This window comes from Streptomyces sp. NPDC046197 (assembly GCF_040646295.1).
Lineage (GTDB): Bacteria > Actinomycetota > Actinomycetes > Streptomycetales > Streptomycetaceae > Streptomyces.
The window spans coordinates 1-13,732 of the sequence record NZ_JBEYZY010000014.1 but is presented as its reverse complement, the minus strand read 5'-3'; the positions used below and the strand labels follow the sequence as shown (position 1 = coordinate 13,732).

The window sequence follows — 13,732 nt, the reverse complement described above, 5'->3', positions numbered from 1 at the left end:
GCCCTCCATGGCGAGCACCCGGGAGACAAAGGCACAGGTCAGGGTGGGTGAGCAGGCCGAATCGGGGGGCAGGCCCCGAGGTCGCCCCCGGTCCTTCGACCGCGCCACCGCTCTGGAGAAGGCGCTCCTCGCCTTCTGGGAGCACGGATACGAGGCCACCTCCGTCTCCGACCTCACGCGCGCCATGGGCATCGGCACCCCCAGCCTGTACGCGGCCTTCGGCGACAAGCAGGCGCTCTTCGCGGAGGTCGTGCGCGAGTACGACGACCGGTACGGCTGCTTCGGCGACCGCGCCCTGGCCGAGGAGCCCACCGCCCGGGCCGCCGTCGAGCGGACGCTGCGGGAGGCCGCCGTCGCCTACACGGCACCCGGTCACCCGCACGGTTGCCTGGTCGTCCACGCGGCGACCAACTGCACGACCCCGGAGGTCGAACAGTCCCTGCGCGAGCGGCGCATCGCCGGCATCGCCGCCTTCGAGAGTCGTATGAAAGACGCCATCGCCATGGGGGAGTTGCCGCCGGACACCGACGCCGGCGCACTCGCCCGCTACGTAGGCGCGATCATCCAGGGAATGTCCCAGCAGGCGCGCGACGGCGCGAGTCGCGAGGAACTGGAGGCTCTCGCGGAAATTGCCATGGCCGTCTGGCCCCGTAGTTGAGCCGGGCGGGCTAGGCTGCGTGATGGACGCCGCGATGTCCGACCAGTTGGCCACATCAGCCCCTGCGGGGCGCAGCCGATTGGTGAAGAAACCACAACGAACCACTTCCCGCACATGGACAGGCCCGAGTGGTCTAGTCCAGAATGCGGGGAGAAGTCAGAAATCTCGAAGAGTGAACGCGCGCGACACGTTCCGCGCACAACATGTGAACGTAAGAGCCTCCGCCCTCCCCGCACAGGAGGACGGACCGAGGAACCGGAGCTCTCTGCCCTGACTGCCCCGGGTCCTCATCCTTCGGCCGACCGGGACCGCACACCCCACGGCCGATACTGCTCCGGGCTGCGGTGCCGAGAGGGTTGAGGGTCCCTCCCAGGCGCCGCGGCCCGCGGGTGTTTCCGGGGCCGTACCGGCCCCGTCGCCCGGTGGCGCCCCGGCCCGTGCGGCTCCGGCGACCCGTGCGGTCCGGTTGCTGGTGGCCGGTTTCGAACGCCGGCCGAACGCCCGGGTACGCTCGCAACGTGCCCTCCATGAACGAACTCGTACGCCAGCACACCGCCCTCGACGACTCCGACCTCGAGTGGCTCCACCTGCTGGTCTCGGAGTGGCAGCTGCTCTCCGACCTCTCCTTCGCCGACCTGGTGCTGTGGGTCCCCACCCGCGACGGCACCCGCTACGTCTCCGTCGCCCAGATGCGGCCGAACACCGGCCCGACCTCCTACCAGGACGACATGGTCGGCCACCTCGTCCCGCGGGGCCGCCGGCCCATGCTGGATGCCGCACTCGACGAGGGCCGGATCGTGCGTGAGGGCGACCCGGAGTGGCGCGAGGAGGTTCCCGTCCGCGTCGAGTCGATTCCCGTACGGCGGGACGGCCGGGTCCTCGGTGTCATCGCCCGCAACACCAACCTCCTCACCGTGCGCACCCCGAGCCGGCTGGAGCTGACGTACCTTCAGAGCGCCTCGGACCTCGCGCAGATGATCGCCGCCGGATCCTTTCCCTTCCCGGACCAGCAGGTCGACATGGACGCCTCCCCGCGCGTGGGCGACGGCCTGATCCGGCTCGACGCCGACGGCACCGTCCAGTACGCCTCCCCGAACGCGCTGTCCGCCTATCACCGGCTCGGCCTCGCCTCCGACCTCGTCGGCCATCACCTCGGCCGGACCACCGCCGAACTGGCGCCCTCCCGGGCGCCGGTGGACGAGGCACTGGTCAAGGTGGCCAGCGGCTGGGCACCCCGGGAGTTCGAGATCGAGGCCAACGACGGGGTGATCCAGTTCCGGGCGATCCCGCTCAAACCCAAGGGCACGCGCATCGGTTCGCTGGTGCTGCTCCGCGACGTCACCGAACTGCGCCGCCGCGAACGGGAGTTGATCACCAAGGACGCGACGATCCGGGAGATCCACCACCGGGTCAAGAACAACCTGCAGACGGTCGCGGCGCTGCTCCGGCTCCAGGCCCGGCGCATCGAATCCCAGCGCGGGCGGGAGGCGCTGGAGGAGGCGGTGCGGCGGGTCGGGTCGATCGCGATCGTGCACGAGACGCTGTCCCAGAACCTGGACGAGCGTGTGGAGTTCGACGAGATCGCCGACCGGGTGCTGGCGATGGTCGCCGAGATTTCGCCCGGCAAGGTCACCGGCCGGCGCAGCGGCCGGTTCGGCATCCTGGACGCGGAGGTCGCGACCCCGCTGTCGATGGTGCTGACCGAGATCCTGCAGAACGCCCTGGAACACGGCTTCCGCGAGGGCGACACGGGCACGGTCGAGGTCTCCGCGGTCCGCGGCGGCACCACGCGCGAGGCCCGCCTGCTCGTCACCGTCCAGGACGACGGCGTCGGTCTCCCCGCGGGCTTCGATCCGCACCGCTCGGGCAACCTCGGCCTGCAGATCGTACGCACCCTGGTCGAGGGCGAGTTGGGCGGTACGTTCGACATGGTCCCGGCTCCCGAACGCGGCACGCGCGTGATCCTCGACATCCCGGTGCAGGCACACAAGTAGCGGTCCCACCCCCGGTACTCAAGTGGCGGTCCCACCCCCGGGACTCAAGCAGCGATGCCGGCACCGGCGTACAAGCAGCGCACATCAGGGGCGCGTTGGTGTGCAGCGGTCATCGGCGGCATCGCCGCACAACCCACGCCAGAGGTGGCCGTACACAGCAAAGAGTCCCGGACCGTGATCGGTCCGGGACCAGTGCTCGCTGTTCTCAAGCGCGGGTACTGCGCGCTGCGGCTCGGGGGCGGGAGATGCGTACTCGCTGTACGCGCCGCCAAGCTCAGGCTGTCAGCAGGGTGGGTTGTGTCAGGCCGAGGCCTGACGGGCCCGGTTGCGAGCGGCGCGGCGCTTCATGGCGCGGCGCTCGTCCTCGCTGAGACCACCCCAGACGCCGGAGTCCTGGCCGGACTCAAGCGCCCACTGCAGGCACTGCTCGATAACCGGGCAGCGACGGCAGACGGCCTTGGCTTCCTCGATCTGCAGCAGCGCAGGACCGGTGTTGCCGATGGGGAAGAAGAGCTCGGGGTCTTCCTCGCGGCAAACGGCGTTGTGACGCCAGTCCATGGCTGCTACCTCTCCTTGGTCTTACATGCAAGTTGCTTGTGAATGTGAACGCTTTCACGAATCCCTCAACAAGGGAAGGGCCGACCGTCAGGTTTCCCTGGCGTGGTCCTGGGGTTTTGAAGAGGGGTTCCGGTGATCTCTGGGGCCCGTGGTGGGGGGCCGCCCCGATCGCCACGTAGAGACTTGCAAACCTCAGCGGCGGATACAACCCCTTCCGAAAAGTTTTTTTTGATTCCTCGGTGTCGACTAGGTCACAGCCGTACTTCCATGGGGTGGATCCTGGCCTAAACGTTCGAGTGAAAGGACTTTGGCCCGTTCCGCTCACACAATCACACGCAGTGCACGGCGTACGCCTGTGAACGTCACGCTCGTACGCACCCCCAGGTGGTCACCGTCCATCTGGAGGGGGAGTGGCACCTTCGATTGCAAGGTGAACTGGCTCAGATCGTGCAGTGAGACCGCGTGCCTGCCGTGGGGTCCGCGCTCCGGGGACGAAGTGAGCAACTGGGTGCCATACCGGGCAACCGCGGCCGTCGACAGACGGCTGAGACCGAGCACGTCGAGCCCCGTGTCGAACGAGGCCTTAGGTGATGTGTACATCGGGCGATTGCCGAGATACGTCCAGGGCGAGGTGTTCGAGACTATGGCCACCACCAGATCGGTGACCGGGTCCTCGCCGGGCTGCTCCAGCGTGATCGCCCCGTGCCGGCGGTTCGACTCGCCCAGGAACTGACGGATCACCTGGCGCACGTACAGGGCGTGGGTGGACTTCTTGCCCAGTTCCCGCTGCTGCTCGACGCGGCCGACCACACCCGCGTCGAAGCCGAGCCCCGCGTTGAACGTGAACCAGCGCGCCGGTGCGGACTCGTCCTTCGTGCCCGGCGTACCGCAGGCCAGGCCCAGGCCGACCGTGCGTTCGCTGCCGTCACGCAGGGCGTCCAGAACGGCGCCGGTGGCCTCGACCGGGTCGTTCGGCACCCCGAGGGCGCGGGCGAAGACGTTCGTGGAGCCACCGGGCACCACAGCGAGACGGGGCAGGGCCTCCGGATCGGGGCCCCGGTGCAGCAGGCCGTTCACGACCTCGTTGACGGTGCCGTCGCCGCCGAGGGCCACGATCAGGTCGATGTCGTCGCTGTCGGCGGCCTGCCGGCCCAGGTCGCGTGCGTGGCCGCGGTACTCGGTGGTGACCGCCTCCAGCTTCATCTCGCTGGCGAGCGCGTGGATGAGGACGTCGCGCGTACGTGCGCTTGTGGTGGTTGCCGCCGGATTGACCACGAGAAGTGCACGCATGGGGTGCAGCGTACCTACTGGGCGGTACTCGGCCCAGACCGAGGTAGGGATCCGGTAAGAGATGCGGACGTGAGCCTGGACACGTGGGGCGGGAGGCGACGGCTACCCTTCAGGGGTGAGCAGTGAGCAGAACCCCACCCCCGAAGCCACGGATGCCGCCGGCCCGCGCCCGCGACGGCTGACCTGTGCGGCGGCGCTGGCCGCGCTGGAGGGGCTCGCCCTGGTCGTCGGCGGGGTCTGGATGCTCGTCCTCGGCATCACGGGCGGCTCCGGCGACCGGCAGCAGGCCGTCACCGGCGGGATCACCGTGCTCGTCCTCGCACTGCTGCCGCTGCTCGCGGCCCGGGGGCTGCTGCTGCGGCGCAGCTGGAGCCGTGGCCCGGCGGTGATCACCCAGGTCATGGCACTGCCCGTCGCCTACAACCTGCTGCAGGCGGACAGCCTGGCGATTCCGGCGGGCATCGCGCTCGCGGTGGTGGCGGTGGCCTCGCTGGTTCTGCTGGTGAACCCCGCGACGACCCAGGCCCTCGGCATCAAGGGGCCGGGCCGCACCGAGGAACCCAGGCAGCGGCAGCCGTAGGGCGGCGGCCCGTAAAGCCGGGGCCGCAGGACTGGCAGCCGAGGAGCCGCGGCTGGGGCAGGACGGACGGACGCAGGACTGGCAGCCGTAGGACCGGCAAGCTCACCGGAGGAGCAGTCGTGCGGCTACTCCTCCCCTGAGCTCACTCCTCCACCAGCAGCTTCTCCCGCAGCTGCGCCAGCGTCCGGGCCAGCAGCCGGGACACGTGCATCTGCGAGATCCCGACCTCCTGCGCGATCTGCGACTGGGTCATGTTGCCGAAGAAGCGCAGCAGCAGGATGCGCTTCTCGCGCGGCGGGAGGTCCTCCAGCAGCGGCTTCAGCGACTCGCGGTACTCCACGCCCTCCAGCGCCTCGTCCTCCGCGCCGAGGGTGTCCGCGACCGCCGGGGACTCGTCGTCGGTGTCGGGGACGTCCAGGGACAGTGTGGAGTAGGCGTTCGCGGACTCCAGGCCCTCCAGGACCTCCTCCTCGGAGATGGCGAGCTTCTCGGCGAGCTCGTGCACCGTGGGGGAGCGGCCGTGCAGCTGGGACAGCTCGGCCGTCGCCGTGGTGAGTGCCAGGCGCAGCTCCTGCAGACGGCGCGGGACGCGTACGGCCCAGCCCTTGTCGCGGAAGTGCCGCTTGATCTCACCGACGACCGTCGGGGTCGCGTACGTCGAGAACTCGACACCGCGGTCCGGGTCGAAGCGGTCGACCGACTTGATCAGCCCGATGGTGGCGACCTGGGTGAGGTCGTCCAGCGGCTCCCCGCGGTTGCGGAAGCGGCGCGCGAGGTGCTCGACGAGCGGCAGGTGCATCCGGACCAGCTGGTTGCGCAGTTCCGCGTACTCCCGGCTGCCCTCCTTCAGCGCGCGCAGCCTGACGAACATCGCGCGTGCGCCGCTGCGGTCCTGAGGGTCGTGCCGCGCGTCGTGCACGCTCGGCACGACCCGCGCGTCGTCCTCTGGGTATCGCTCGTGCTCGCTCATCGTCCCGCCCGTTGCCCTTCCCCGAGCCCGCGCCTCCTCCCCCGCTCCCGGCTTCGCGCGAGAGGGGCGACCCCGCCGGCCGGGGGAGACCACACCCCGCGCCGGTGGAGGGGCGGCCTGCACGGCACCTTCCTGATCACGCTGCCCGCCCGGGAAGGCGGACTCCGGCGAGTCGTCCTCCGGGTGCGGCCTCGCCTGCTCGGGGATGCCGTCGATGCCGCCCACCGCGCGCCGGGACCCGACCGGCCCTTCCGGGCCGCGCTCCGCCGGGCTCCCGGACTCGCCCGGGCGGGGCGCAGTCCCGCCCTCGGTCGGCAGCTCCCGTGTGCCGCGCTCTTCGTCCCGCACCGGCCCGTCCCCGTTCCTCACGCCGGCCCGGGTCCCGCGCCGCGCTGTTTGTAGAGGCTGATCGAAACGGTTTTGTCCTCGTCCACGGCGGAGGAGACCTTGCCCGCGAGGGCGGACAGCACGGTCCAGGCGAAGGTGTCCCGCGACGGGGCGTGACCGTCCGTGGTCGGGGCGGAGACGGTGACCTCCAGCGAGTCGTCGACGAGGCGGAAGACACAGCTGAGCACCGAGCCGGACACGGCCTGCTGAAGCAGGATCGCGCAGGCCTCGTCCACCGCGATGCGCAGGTCCTCGATCTCGTCGAGGGTGAAGTCCAAACGGGCCGCGAGACCGGCCGTGGCCGTGCGCAGCACCGACAGGTAGGCACCCGCAGCCGGCAGCCGGACTTCCACGAAGTCCTGGGACGCGGGCTCGCCTGCGATCTGGGACACCCTCACCTCCAAGGTGGTACAAGCTTCTCAGGGCCGGGAGTCGTCCTCCGGGCCGACGCGATACGTGTTTCAGCGTGACGCTATCGCGCTCTCGGCATTTCTGTCCCGTGACCCCAACCCCTTGCTGTCACTCATAGTAAACCTACGGATACGCTCCGTGGCTAGGGGTCTGCGGGTCCAATTGGGAACAGCGGGCGCCGGGTTGACGTACCCAGACGTCAGAGGGTCGAACCGTCCGGCGCCGCGCTCACACGAGCACGTGGTCGACGAAGCACCAACGCCAGTCCTCACCGGGCTCGAAGGTCCGCATCACAGGGTGCCCGGTGTCCTTGTGGTGCTTGGTCGCGTGCTGTCCTGGCGAGGAGTCGCAGCATCCGACGTGGCCACAGATCAGGCACAGCCTCAGCTGCACCGGGTGTGTGCCGTTCGCCAGGCACTCCGGACACGTCTCGCTCTGGGGCTCGGGCTCCGGATGCGGCAGCGTGCCGGCGTGCGTGCACTGTTTCATGATTGCCAGATTACGACGGGCGCGCGGGTGGTCGCGCGGAAAATCGAGGGTGGGCGAGGACGATGGACGTGATGCCGCTGCTTTTGCTGGTGGCGTTCAGTGCCGCGGTGGCCGGGGCCGCCCGGCGCACCCCGGTTCCGGCACCACTGCTCCTGGTCGCCGTGGGGCTGGCGGCCTCGTACATCCCCGGCGTCCCCGACTACACCCTGGACCCCGACGTGGTCTTGCCGCTGGTGCTGCCGCCGCTGCTGTACACGTCGGCCGTCGACAGCTCCTACCTCGACCTGCGGGCGCAACTGCGTCCCGTGGCGCTGCTGTCCGTCGGGTACGTGCTCTTCGCGACGTTCGCCGTCGGCTGGGCCGCGTACCTCATCGTGCCGGGGCTGCCGCTGACCGCCGCGCTGGTGCTGGGCGCGGTGGTGGCGCCGCCAGACGCGGTCGCGGCCACGGCGGTGGCGCGCCGGGTCGGGCTGCCGTCGCGGATCACCACCATCCTGCAGGGCGAGTCCCTGCTCAACGACGCCACCGCGATCACCGCCTACAAGGTGGCGCTCGCCGCCGCGGTCGGGGAGGCCGCGACCTGGGCCGGGGGAGTGCGGGAGTTCCTGTTCGCGGCGGTCGGCGGCGTCGGCGTGGGGCTGGTGCTGATGGCACCGATCCACTGGCTGCGCACACGTCTCAGAGAGCCGCTGCTGCAGAACACGCTGTCCCTGCTGATCCCGTTCGTCGCCTACGGGGTCGCCGAGCAGGTCCACGCCTCCGGCGTCCTGGCCGTCGTCACGGTCGCGCTCTACCTCGGGCACCGCGCCTGGGAGGTCGACTTCGCCACCCGGCTCCAGGAGGAAGCGGTGTGGAAGATGGTCGCCTTCGTCCTGGAGTCGGCGGTCTTCGCGTTGATCGGGCTGCAACTGCAGATCGTCCTGAGAGGGCTTGGCCAGTACGAGGGGTCGGCGGCCGCCTGGTACGCGGTCGCCGTCTTCCTGGTGGTGGTCGCGACCCGGTTCGTGTGGGTGTATCCCGCGGCCTTCGTGCCCCGCCTGCTGTCCAGACGCATCCGGGAGCGGGAGGAGAACCCCACCTGGAAGGGTGCGATGGTCACCGCGTGGGCCGGGATGCGGGGCGTGGTGTCGCTCGCCATCGCCTTCTCGATCCCCGTCACGGTGCACGGCGGCCGGCCCTTCCCGCAGCGCAACCTGCTCCTCTTCCTGACCTTCACGACGGTCATCGGGACGCTGGTCGTGCAGGGGCTGACCCTGCCGCCGCTGATCCGGTTGCTCAGGTTCCCCCGCCGTGACCCGCAGGCCGCGACGCTCGCGGAGGCGAACGCCCAGGCACAGGCGTCCCGGGCCGCCGAGCGGCGCCTGGAGGAACTCCTCGCCGACGACCGCAACGCCCTGCCACCGCCGCTCGCCGACCGGCTCCGCTCGGCCCTGGAACGCCGCCGCAACGCCGTCTGGGAGCGCCTCGGCCAGGTCAACCCCACCACCGGCGAGTCGGTCGACGACACGTACCGCCGCCTGTCCCGGGAGATGATCAGCGCCGAGCGCGACGTCTTCGTACGGTTGCGGGACGGCCGCTACATCGACGACGAGATGCTGCGCACCCTGCTGCGCAGGCTGGACCTGGAGGAGGCGGCGGCCTACCGGGAGGCGGCGTGAGGGAGCGGTGAACCCGTGGGGAAGGGGCGGCCCGTGATGACCGCTGCGACGGTTGTTCCGCGCGGGAAGGCGCCCTCGTCGGCCAGGGCCAGCAGCGCGTACAGCATCTTGGCGACATACAGGCGCTCGACCGGGACGCCGTGGCGGTGGGTGAAGTCCTCGGCGAAGGCGTCCAGCTCGGGGGTGGTGCGGGCGTAGCCGCCGAAGTGGAAGCGGTCGTCCAGTGACCAGGTGCCCCGGCACGCGCCGAACGCCTCCTGCTGCAGGGCCCGTATCTCGGCGCCCAGAAAACCGCCCTTGAGGACCGGTATCCCCAGGGCACGCCCGCCGGGTGCGAGGCCGGCCGCCAGTCCGGCCAGGGTGCCGCCGGTGCCGCAGGGCAGCGCCACGACGTCCGCGTGATCCCGGAGTTCCGCGCCGAGGGCGCGGCAGCCGCGCACCGCCAGGGAGTTGCTGCCGCCCTCCGGGACGACATGGGCGTCCCGCGCGCCGACCGCGTCCAGCACCGCGGCGATGATCTCCGGCTCGCCCTTGCGCCGGTACGCGGACCTGTCGACGAAGTGCAGGCGCATCCCGTCGGCGGCGCATCGGGCCAGCGAGGGGTTGAGCGGGCGGTCGGCCAGCTCCTGACCGCGGACGACACCGACCGTGGGCAGGCCGAGGAGCCGGCCCGCGGCTGCGGTGGCGCGCAGATGGTTGGAGTACGCGCCACCGAACGTGACGATCGTCCGCCCGGCCGCGACCTGCAGGTTGGGCGCGAGTTTGCGCCACTTGTTGCCGATCAGCTCCGGGTGGATCAGGTCGTCCCGCTTGAGCAGGAGACGCAGACCGTGCCGGGTGAACCGGTCGTCGGTGAGCTCCTGCAGGGGCGAGGGGAGCCGCGGGCGCAGTGCGGCGAGCTCGTGGGCGTACACGCTGGACACGCGGCCATTGTCACCCGGGGCCGCGACCGGCGGCGGGGCGCGCGACGCGCGGACGGGATCCCCGTGTGTGCCCTGCGGGACGGTGATCCATTCCCGCTCTTTCGTGTAATAGCACCGACACGCTCCGTGATGGAAGGCTGGTCCACGCAAATCGATGCCCCGTGCCGATGGCGCCGGGCATGATCGGGAGGGCAATTCTCTATGTCGGTAGGCGAAGAGGTTCGCACGGAGCAGGACCGGCCGCAGCAGAGTCTCGGCACCGCGGCCGCGCGGAACCTGGCCACCACCACCAAGTCCGTTCCCCAGATGCAGGAGATCAGCTCGCGCTGGCTGCTGCGCACGCTGCCCTGGGTCGAGGTGCAGGGCGGTACGTACCGGGTGAACCGACGGCTTACCTACACCGTCGGCGACGGCCGCATCACCTTCGTGAAGACCGGCGACCGCGTGGAGGTCATTCCTGCGGAACTGGGCGAGCTGCCCGCCCTGCGGGGGTACGACGACGAGGAGGTTCTCTCCGAGCTCGCGCAGCGCTGCCGCCAGCGGGAGATCGGCGCCGGCCAGGTGATCGCCTCGTTCGGCAACCCGGCGGACGAGGTCCACCTGCTGGCGCACGGCAGGATCGAGAAGATCGGCACCGGCCCCTACGGCGACGACCAGGTCCTCGGTGTCCTCGCGGACGGGGCCCACTTCGGCGAGGCGGCGCTGCTCGACCCCGACGCCATCTGGGAGTACACGGCCCGCGCGGACACCGCGTGCACGGTCCTCATCCTGTCCCGGCACGACTTCGAGCAGGTCGCCGAGCGCGCCGAGTCCCTGCGCGACCACCTCCAGCGGCAGCGCTCGATCCCCGAGCAGCGCACCAACAAGTTCGGCGAGAAGGCGGTCGACCTCGCGGCCGGCCACAGCGGTGAGCCGGACATCCCGCACACCTTCGTCGACTACGAACCCAGGCCCCGCGAGTACGAACTGAGCATCGCCCAGACCGTCCTGCGCATGCACACGCGTGTGGCCGACCTCTACAACCAGCCGATGAACCAGACGGAGCAGCAACTCCGGCTGACCGTCGAGGCACTGAAGGAGTGTCAGGAGCACGAGCTCATCAACAACCGGGAGTTCGGCCTGCTCCACAACTGCGAGTACGAACAACGGCTCCAACCGCACGACGGCGTGCCGAGCCCGGACGACATGGACGAACTGCTCAGCCGGCGGCGCAGCACCAAGCTGTTCCTCGCCCACCCGCGCGCGATCGCCGCGTTCGGCCGGGAGCTGAACAAGCGGGGCCTGGTGCCGGAGACCATCGACATCGGCGGCAACCGCATCCCCACCTGGCGCGGTGTGCCGATCTACCCGTGCAACAAGATCCCGGTCACCGAGGCCCGCACCAGCTCGATCATCGCCCTGCGGACCGGCGAGGAGGACCAGGGGGTGATCGGGCTGCGCGCGAAGGGCATCCCGGACGAGATCGAGCCGAGCCTGTCCGTGCGGTTCATGGGCATCAACGAGCAGGCGATCATCAAATACCTGGTGACCGCCTACTACTCGGCGGCGGTCCTGGTGCCGGACGCGCTCGGCGTCCTGGAGAACGTCGAGGTCGGCCGTTGGCGCTGACACCCGCCACCGGAGCCCGGTGTCCCCGCCCGCCCGGGCGGGTACACCCCGGGGGTACGCGCGTAGTTCCAACAGTCGAAGTGCCGGCGTCCGCGGACTCTCCGAGGGGGACCCCATGGCCGAGTTCATGACGAAGGCGACGCAGCGCCCGGCCGGGACGCAGCCCGCCGCCTCGCGGCCGGGCCGCGAGGCGGCACCGCCCGCCGAGCCGCTCCCGCGGCGGCCGGTCGGCGGCCGCGCGGAGTACCCGGCGGGCACGCCCGACTGGCACGACGCGGCGGTGATCCTGGAGGGCGCCCGGGCCTCGTTCGAACCCGAACTGCGGGCGGCGGTCGCCTCGTTGCCCGCCTCGATGCGCCGGATCGCGCGCTACCACTTCGGCTGGGAGCACGCCGACGGCACTTTGGCGACCGGGCACGCGGGCAAGGCGATACGTCCCGCGCTCGTCCTCGTCGCGGCCGCCGCGCTCGGCGGGACGAGGGCACGGCAGGCGTCGGCGCGGGCCGCCGCGGCGGTGGAGCTGGTCCACAACTTCACGTTGCTGCACGACGACGTGATGGACCGGGACGCCACCCGCCGCCACCGGCCCACCGCGTGGACGGTCTTCGGCGACGCCGACGCGATCCTCGCCGGGGACGCGCTGCAGGCACTGGCCCTGCGGCTCCTCGCCGAGGACCCGCACCCGGCCTCCGGGGCGGCCGCCGCCCGGCTCGCCGCCTGCGTGGTCGAACTGTGCGCCGGCCAGCAGGCGGACACGGCGCTGGAGCGGCGTGCCCCCACCGAGGTCACGCTGGAGGAGGTCCTCGCCATGGCCGAGGCCAAGACCGGCGCGCTGCTCGGCTGTGCCTGCGCCGTCGGCGCGCTGTACGCGGGAGCGGCCGAGGAGGACGTGGCGGCGCTGGACGCGTTCGGCCGCCAGGCGGGGCTCGCCTTCCAGCTCATCGACGACGTCATCGGCATATGGGGCGACCCGGACCGCACCGGCAAGCCGGCCGGCGCCGATCTGGCGGTCCGCAAGAAGTCCCTGCCGGTGGTCGCCGCGCTCACCTCCGGCACATCGGCCGCCGCCGAACTGGCCGAGCTGTACGCCAAGCCGTACGAGGAAGGAGAGGCGGACCGCACCGTGCTCGCCGTGGAACGGGCCGGCGGCCGGGACTGGGCCCAGGCCCAGGCGGCCGACCGGATGGCCCGGGCCCTGGACGAACTGGCCCGTGCCGTCCCGGACCCGGCGGCCGCGGGCGGTCTGCTCGCCCTGTCCGAGTTCGTGACCAGGCGGACCAGTTGAGCCCGGCCCGGCCCAGTCCGGCAACGGCACAGAGGTAGAAGACGCCGGGGCGACCGCGTTCGTACGGCTCCTGACCCCGTACGGCCCTGGTGGCCCCGGTCCGGCGGGTCCCGCACTGCCCCACGGTGTGCGGGGCCCGCCCTCCCCTGCGTCCCGCACCCAGTAGTCTCAACTCCCATATGGAATGGGCTGGTTGAGAGCGGAGGGGCGGAAGATGGGCGTGGGGATCCGGGCGGCGGGCGAGGGCGACCGCGAGCCGGTCGTGCGGCTGCTGGACGAGGCCTTCCAGGACGACCCGGTCAGCGGCTGGGTCTTCCCGGGCGAGGAGTACCGCCGTGCGACCCACCACCGGCTGATGGCCGCGTTCACGGACATCGTGCTCGCCGAGGGCCGGATCGATGTCACCGAGGACGGCGCGGCGTGCGCGCTGTGGCTGTCCGTGCCCGCCGGAGACGGTCACGCGGGGGGCGAGGGCGGAGCCGGTGAGGCCGACGACGCCACGCGACTGCGCGAGAGGGTCGACCCGGCGAACGAGCGCGTGGAGCAGATCGCCCGCCTGATGGCCCAGTCGCATCCCGCGGACCGTGCGCACGAGTACCTGTGGATGATCGGCGTGAGGCCGGCCCGTCAGGGGGAGGGCCTGGGTGCCGCGCTCGTCCAGCACGTGCTGGACCGCTGCGACCGCGAGGGCCTGCACGCCTATCTGGAGGCCAGCAGCGCCCGCAGCGGCAAGCTGTACGAGCGCCTCGGTTTCACGTTCACCGGCCGCACCCTCGATCTGCCCGACGGCCCCCACATGTGGCCGATGTGGCGCGAGCCCCGCACCCGCTAGTGTGATGCGCCAGAAATTGCACGGTTAAGTCTGTAGCCTGTTTTCATGTCTCGGGGTCCTCGTGCCATCGAAGTTGTGCTGTCCGATGA

Annotated in this window: 13 protein-coding genes; 7 read left to right on the top strand and 6 right to left on the bottom strand. The window is 71.2% G+C overall.

The window, feature by feature from the left end:
* Positions 1-7: 7 nt before the first annotated feature.
* Both AB0A61_RS20725 and AB0A61_RS20720 read left to right on the top strand, forming a co-directional pair.
* Entirely contained in the window at positions 8-658 is a 651-nt protein-coding gene (locus AB0A61_RS20725) for a TetR/AcrR family transcriptional regulator (RefSeq protein ID WP_361293868.1), read from the top strand.
* A 527-nt stretch (positions 659-1,185) separates the two neighbouring features.
* Positions 1,186-2,652: a PAS domain-containing sensor histidine kinase gene (locus AB0A61_RS20720; RefSeq protein WP_361293865.1), complete on the top strand. Its 1,467-nt coding sequence runs from the start codon at positions 1,186-1,188 to the stop codon at positions 2,650-2,652.
* 300 nt (positions 2,653-2,952) lie between these two features.
* On the opposite strand, the gene AB0A61_RS20715 is transcribed toward AB0A61_RS20720, so the two are convergent.
* The gene (locus tag AB0A61_RS20715) at positions 2,953-3,210 is read right to left on the bottom strand and encodes a WhiB family transcriptional regulator (RefSeq protein ID WP_003992873.1); all 258 of its coding nucleotides are present in this window, start codon (positions 3,208-3,210) and stop codon (positions 2,953-2,955) included.
* A 321-nt stretch (positions 3,211-3,531) separates the two neighbouring features.
* Positions 3,532-4,500 (bottom strand): diacylglycerol kinase family protein, encoded by a 969-nt coding sequence (locus AB0A61_RS20710; RefSeq protein ID WP_361293862.1) that lies wholly within the window; start codon positions 4,498-4,500, stop codon positions 3,532-3,534.
* 115 nt (positions 4,501-4,615) lie between these two features.
* On the opposite strand from AB0A61_RS20710, the gene AB0A61_RS20705 reads away from it, so the two are divergent.
* Positions 4,616-5,080, top strand: a complete 465-nt coding sequence (locus AB0A61_RS20705; protein ID WP_361293859.1) for a hypothetical protein — start codon at positions 4,616-4,618, stop codon at positions 5,078-5,080.
* A 142-nt stretch (positions 5,081-5,222) separates the two neighbouring features.
* Here the strand turns inward: AB0A61_RS20705 and AB0A61_RS20700 are convergent, their stop codons facing one another.
* The 3 genes from AB0A61_RS20700 to AB0A61_RS20690 form a co-directional block, all read right to left on the bottom strand.
* Entirely contained in the window at positions 5,223-6,398 is a 1,176-nt protein-coding gene (locus tag AB0A61_RS20700) for a SigB/SigF/SigG family RNA polymerase sigma factor (RefSeq protein ID WP_361293856.1), read from the bottom strand.
* 17 nt (positions 6,399-6,415) lie between these two features.
* Entirely contained in the window at positions 6,416-6,829 is a 414-nt protein-coding gene (locus tag AB0A61_RS20695) for an anti-sigma regulatory factor (protein WP_361293853.1), read from the bottom strand.
* 247 nt (positions 6,830-7,076) lie between these two features.
* Complete coding sequence (locus AB0A61_RS20690; protein ID WP_361293850.1) at positions 7,077-7,337, bottom strand: UBP-type zinc finger domain-containing protein; 261 nt, start codon at positions 7,335-7,337, stop codon at positions 7,077-7,079.
* Between the two features lie 62 nt (positions 7,338-7,399).
* Here AB0A61_RS20690 and AB0A61_RS20685 point away from each other — a divergent pair, with 62 nt between their 5' ends.
* Positions 7,400-8,995 carry a Na+/H+ antiporter gene (locus tag AB0A61_RS20685; protein WP_361293847.1) on the top strand — a complete coding sequence of 532 codons (1,596 nt, stop codon included), beginning with the start codon at positions 7,400-7,402 and terminating at the stop codon, positions 8,993-8,995.
* Here the strand turns inward: AB0A61_RS20685 and AB0A61_RS20680 are convergent.
* Complete coding sequence (locus AB0A61_RS20680; RefSeq protein WP_361294360.1) at positions 8,977-9,909, bottom strand: pyridoxal-phosphate dependent enzyme; 933 nt, start codon at positions 9,907-9,909, stop codon at positions 8,977-8,979. The genes AB0A61_RS20685 and AB0A61_RS20680 overlap by 19 nt on opposite strands.
* 210 nt (positions 9,910-10,119) lie before the next feature.
* Here AB0A61_RS20680 and AB0A61_RS20675 point away from each other — a divergent pair, with 210 nt between their 5' ends.
* From AB0A61_RS20675 to AB0A61_RS20665, 3 genes are all read left to right on the top strand, one after another.
* Positions 10,120-11,526 carry a family 2B encapsulin nanocompartment shell protein gene (locus AB0A61_RS20675; RefSeq protein WP_361293844.1) on the top strand — a complete coding sequence of 469 codons (1,407 nt, stop codon included), beginning with the start codon at positions 10,120-10,122 and terminating at the stop codon, positions 11,524-11,526.
* Positions 11,527-11,641: 115 nt separating this feature from the next.
* Complete coding sequence (locus AB0A61_RS20670; RefSeq protein ID WP_361293841.1) at positions 11,642-12,811, top strand: family 2 encapsulin nanocompartment cargo protein polyprenyl transferase; 1,170 nt, start codon at positions 11,642-11,644, stop codon at positions 12,809-12,811.
* 214 nt (positions 12,812-13,025) lie between these two features.
* A complete protein-coding gene (locus AB0A61_RS20665; protein WP_361293838.1) occupies positions 13,026-13,643 on the top strand; it encodes a GNAT family N-acetyltransferase in 618 nt (205 codons plus the stop codon).
* Positions 13,644-13,732: the final 89 nt, after the last annotated feature.

Bases quoted from the DNA above. Each gene is read 5' to 3' on its own strand.
- AB0A61_RS20725 (WP_361293868.1), top strand. From the start codon at position 8: ATGGCGAGCACCCGGGAGACAAAGGCACAGGTCAGGGTGGGTGAGCAG.
- AB0A61_RS20720 (WP_361293865.1), top strand. From the start codon at position 1,186: ATGAACGAACTCGTACGCCAGCACACCGCCCTCGACGACTCCGACCTC.
- AB0A61_RS20715 (WP_003992873.1), bottom strand. From the start codon at position 3,210: ATGGACTGGCGTCACAACGCCGTTTGCCGCGAGGAAGACCCCGAGCTC.
- AB0A61_RS20710 (WP_361293862.1), bottom strand. From the start codon at position 4,500: ATGCGTGCACTTCTCGTGGTCAATCCGGCGGCAACCACCACAAGCGCA.
- AB0A61_RS20690 (WP_361293850.1), bottom strand. From the start codon at position 7,337: ATGAAACAGTGCACGCACGCCGGCACGCTGCCGCATCCGGAGCCCGAG.
- AB0A61_RS20685 (WP_361293847.1), top strand. From the start codon at position 7,400: ATGGACGTGATGCCGCTGCTTTTGCTGGTGGCGTTCAGTGCCGCGGTG.
- AB0A61_RS20675 (WP_361293844.1), top strand. From the start codon at position 10,120: ATGTCGGTAGGCGAAGAGGTTCGCACGGAGCAGGACCGGCCGCAGCAG.
- AB0A61_RS20670 (WP_361293841.1), top strand. From the start codon at position 11,642: ATGGCCGAGTTCATGACGAAGGCGACGCAGCGCCCGGCCGGGACGCAG.
- AB0A61_RS20665 (WP_361293838.1), top strand. From the start codon at position 13,026: ATGGGCGTGGGGATCCGGGCGGCGGGCGAGGGCGACCGCGAGCCGGTC.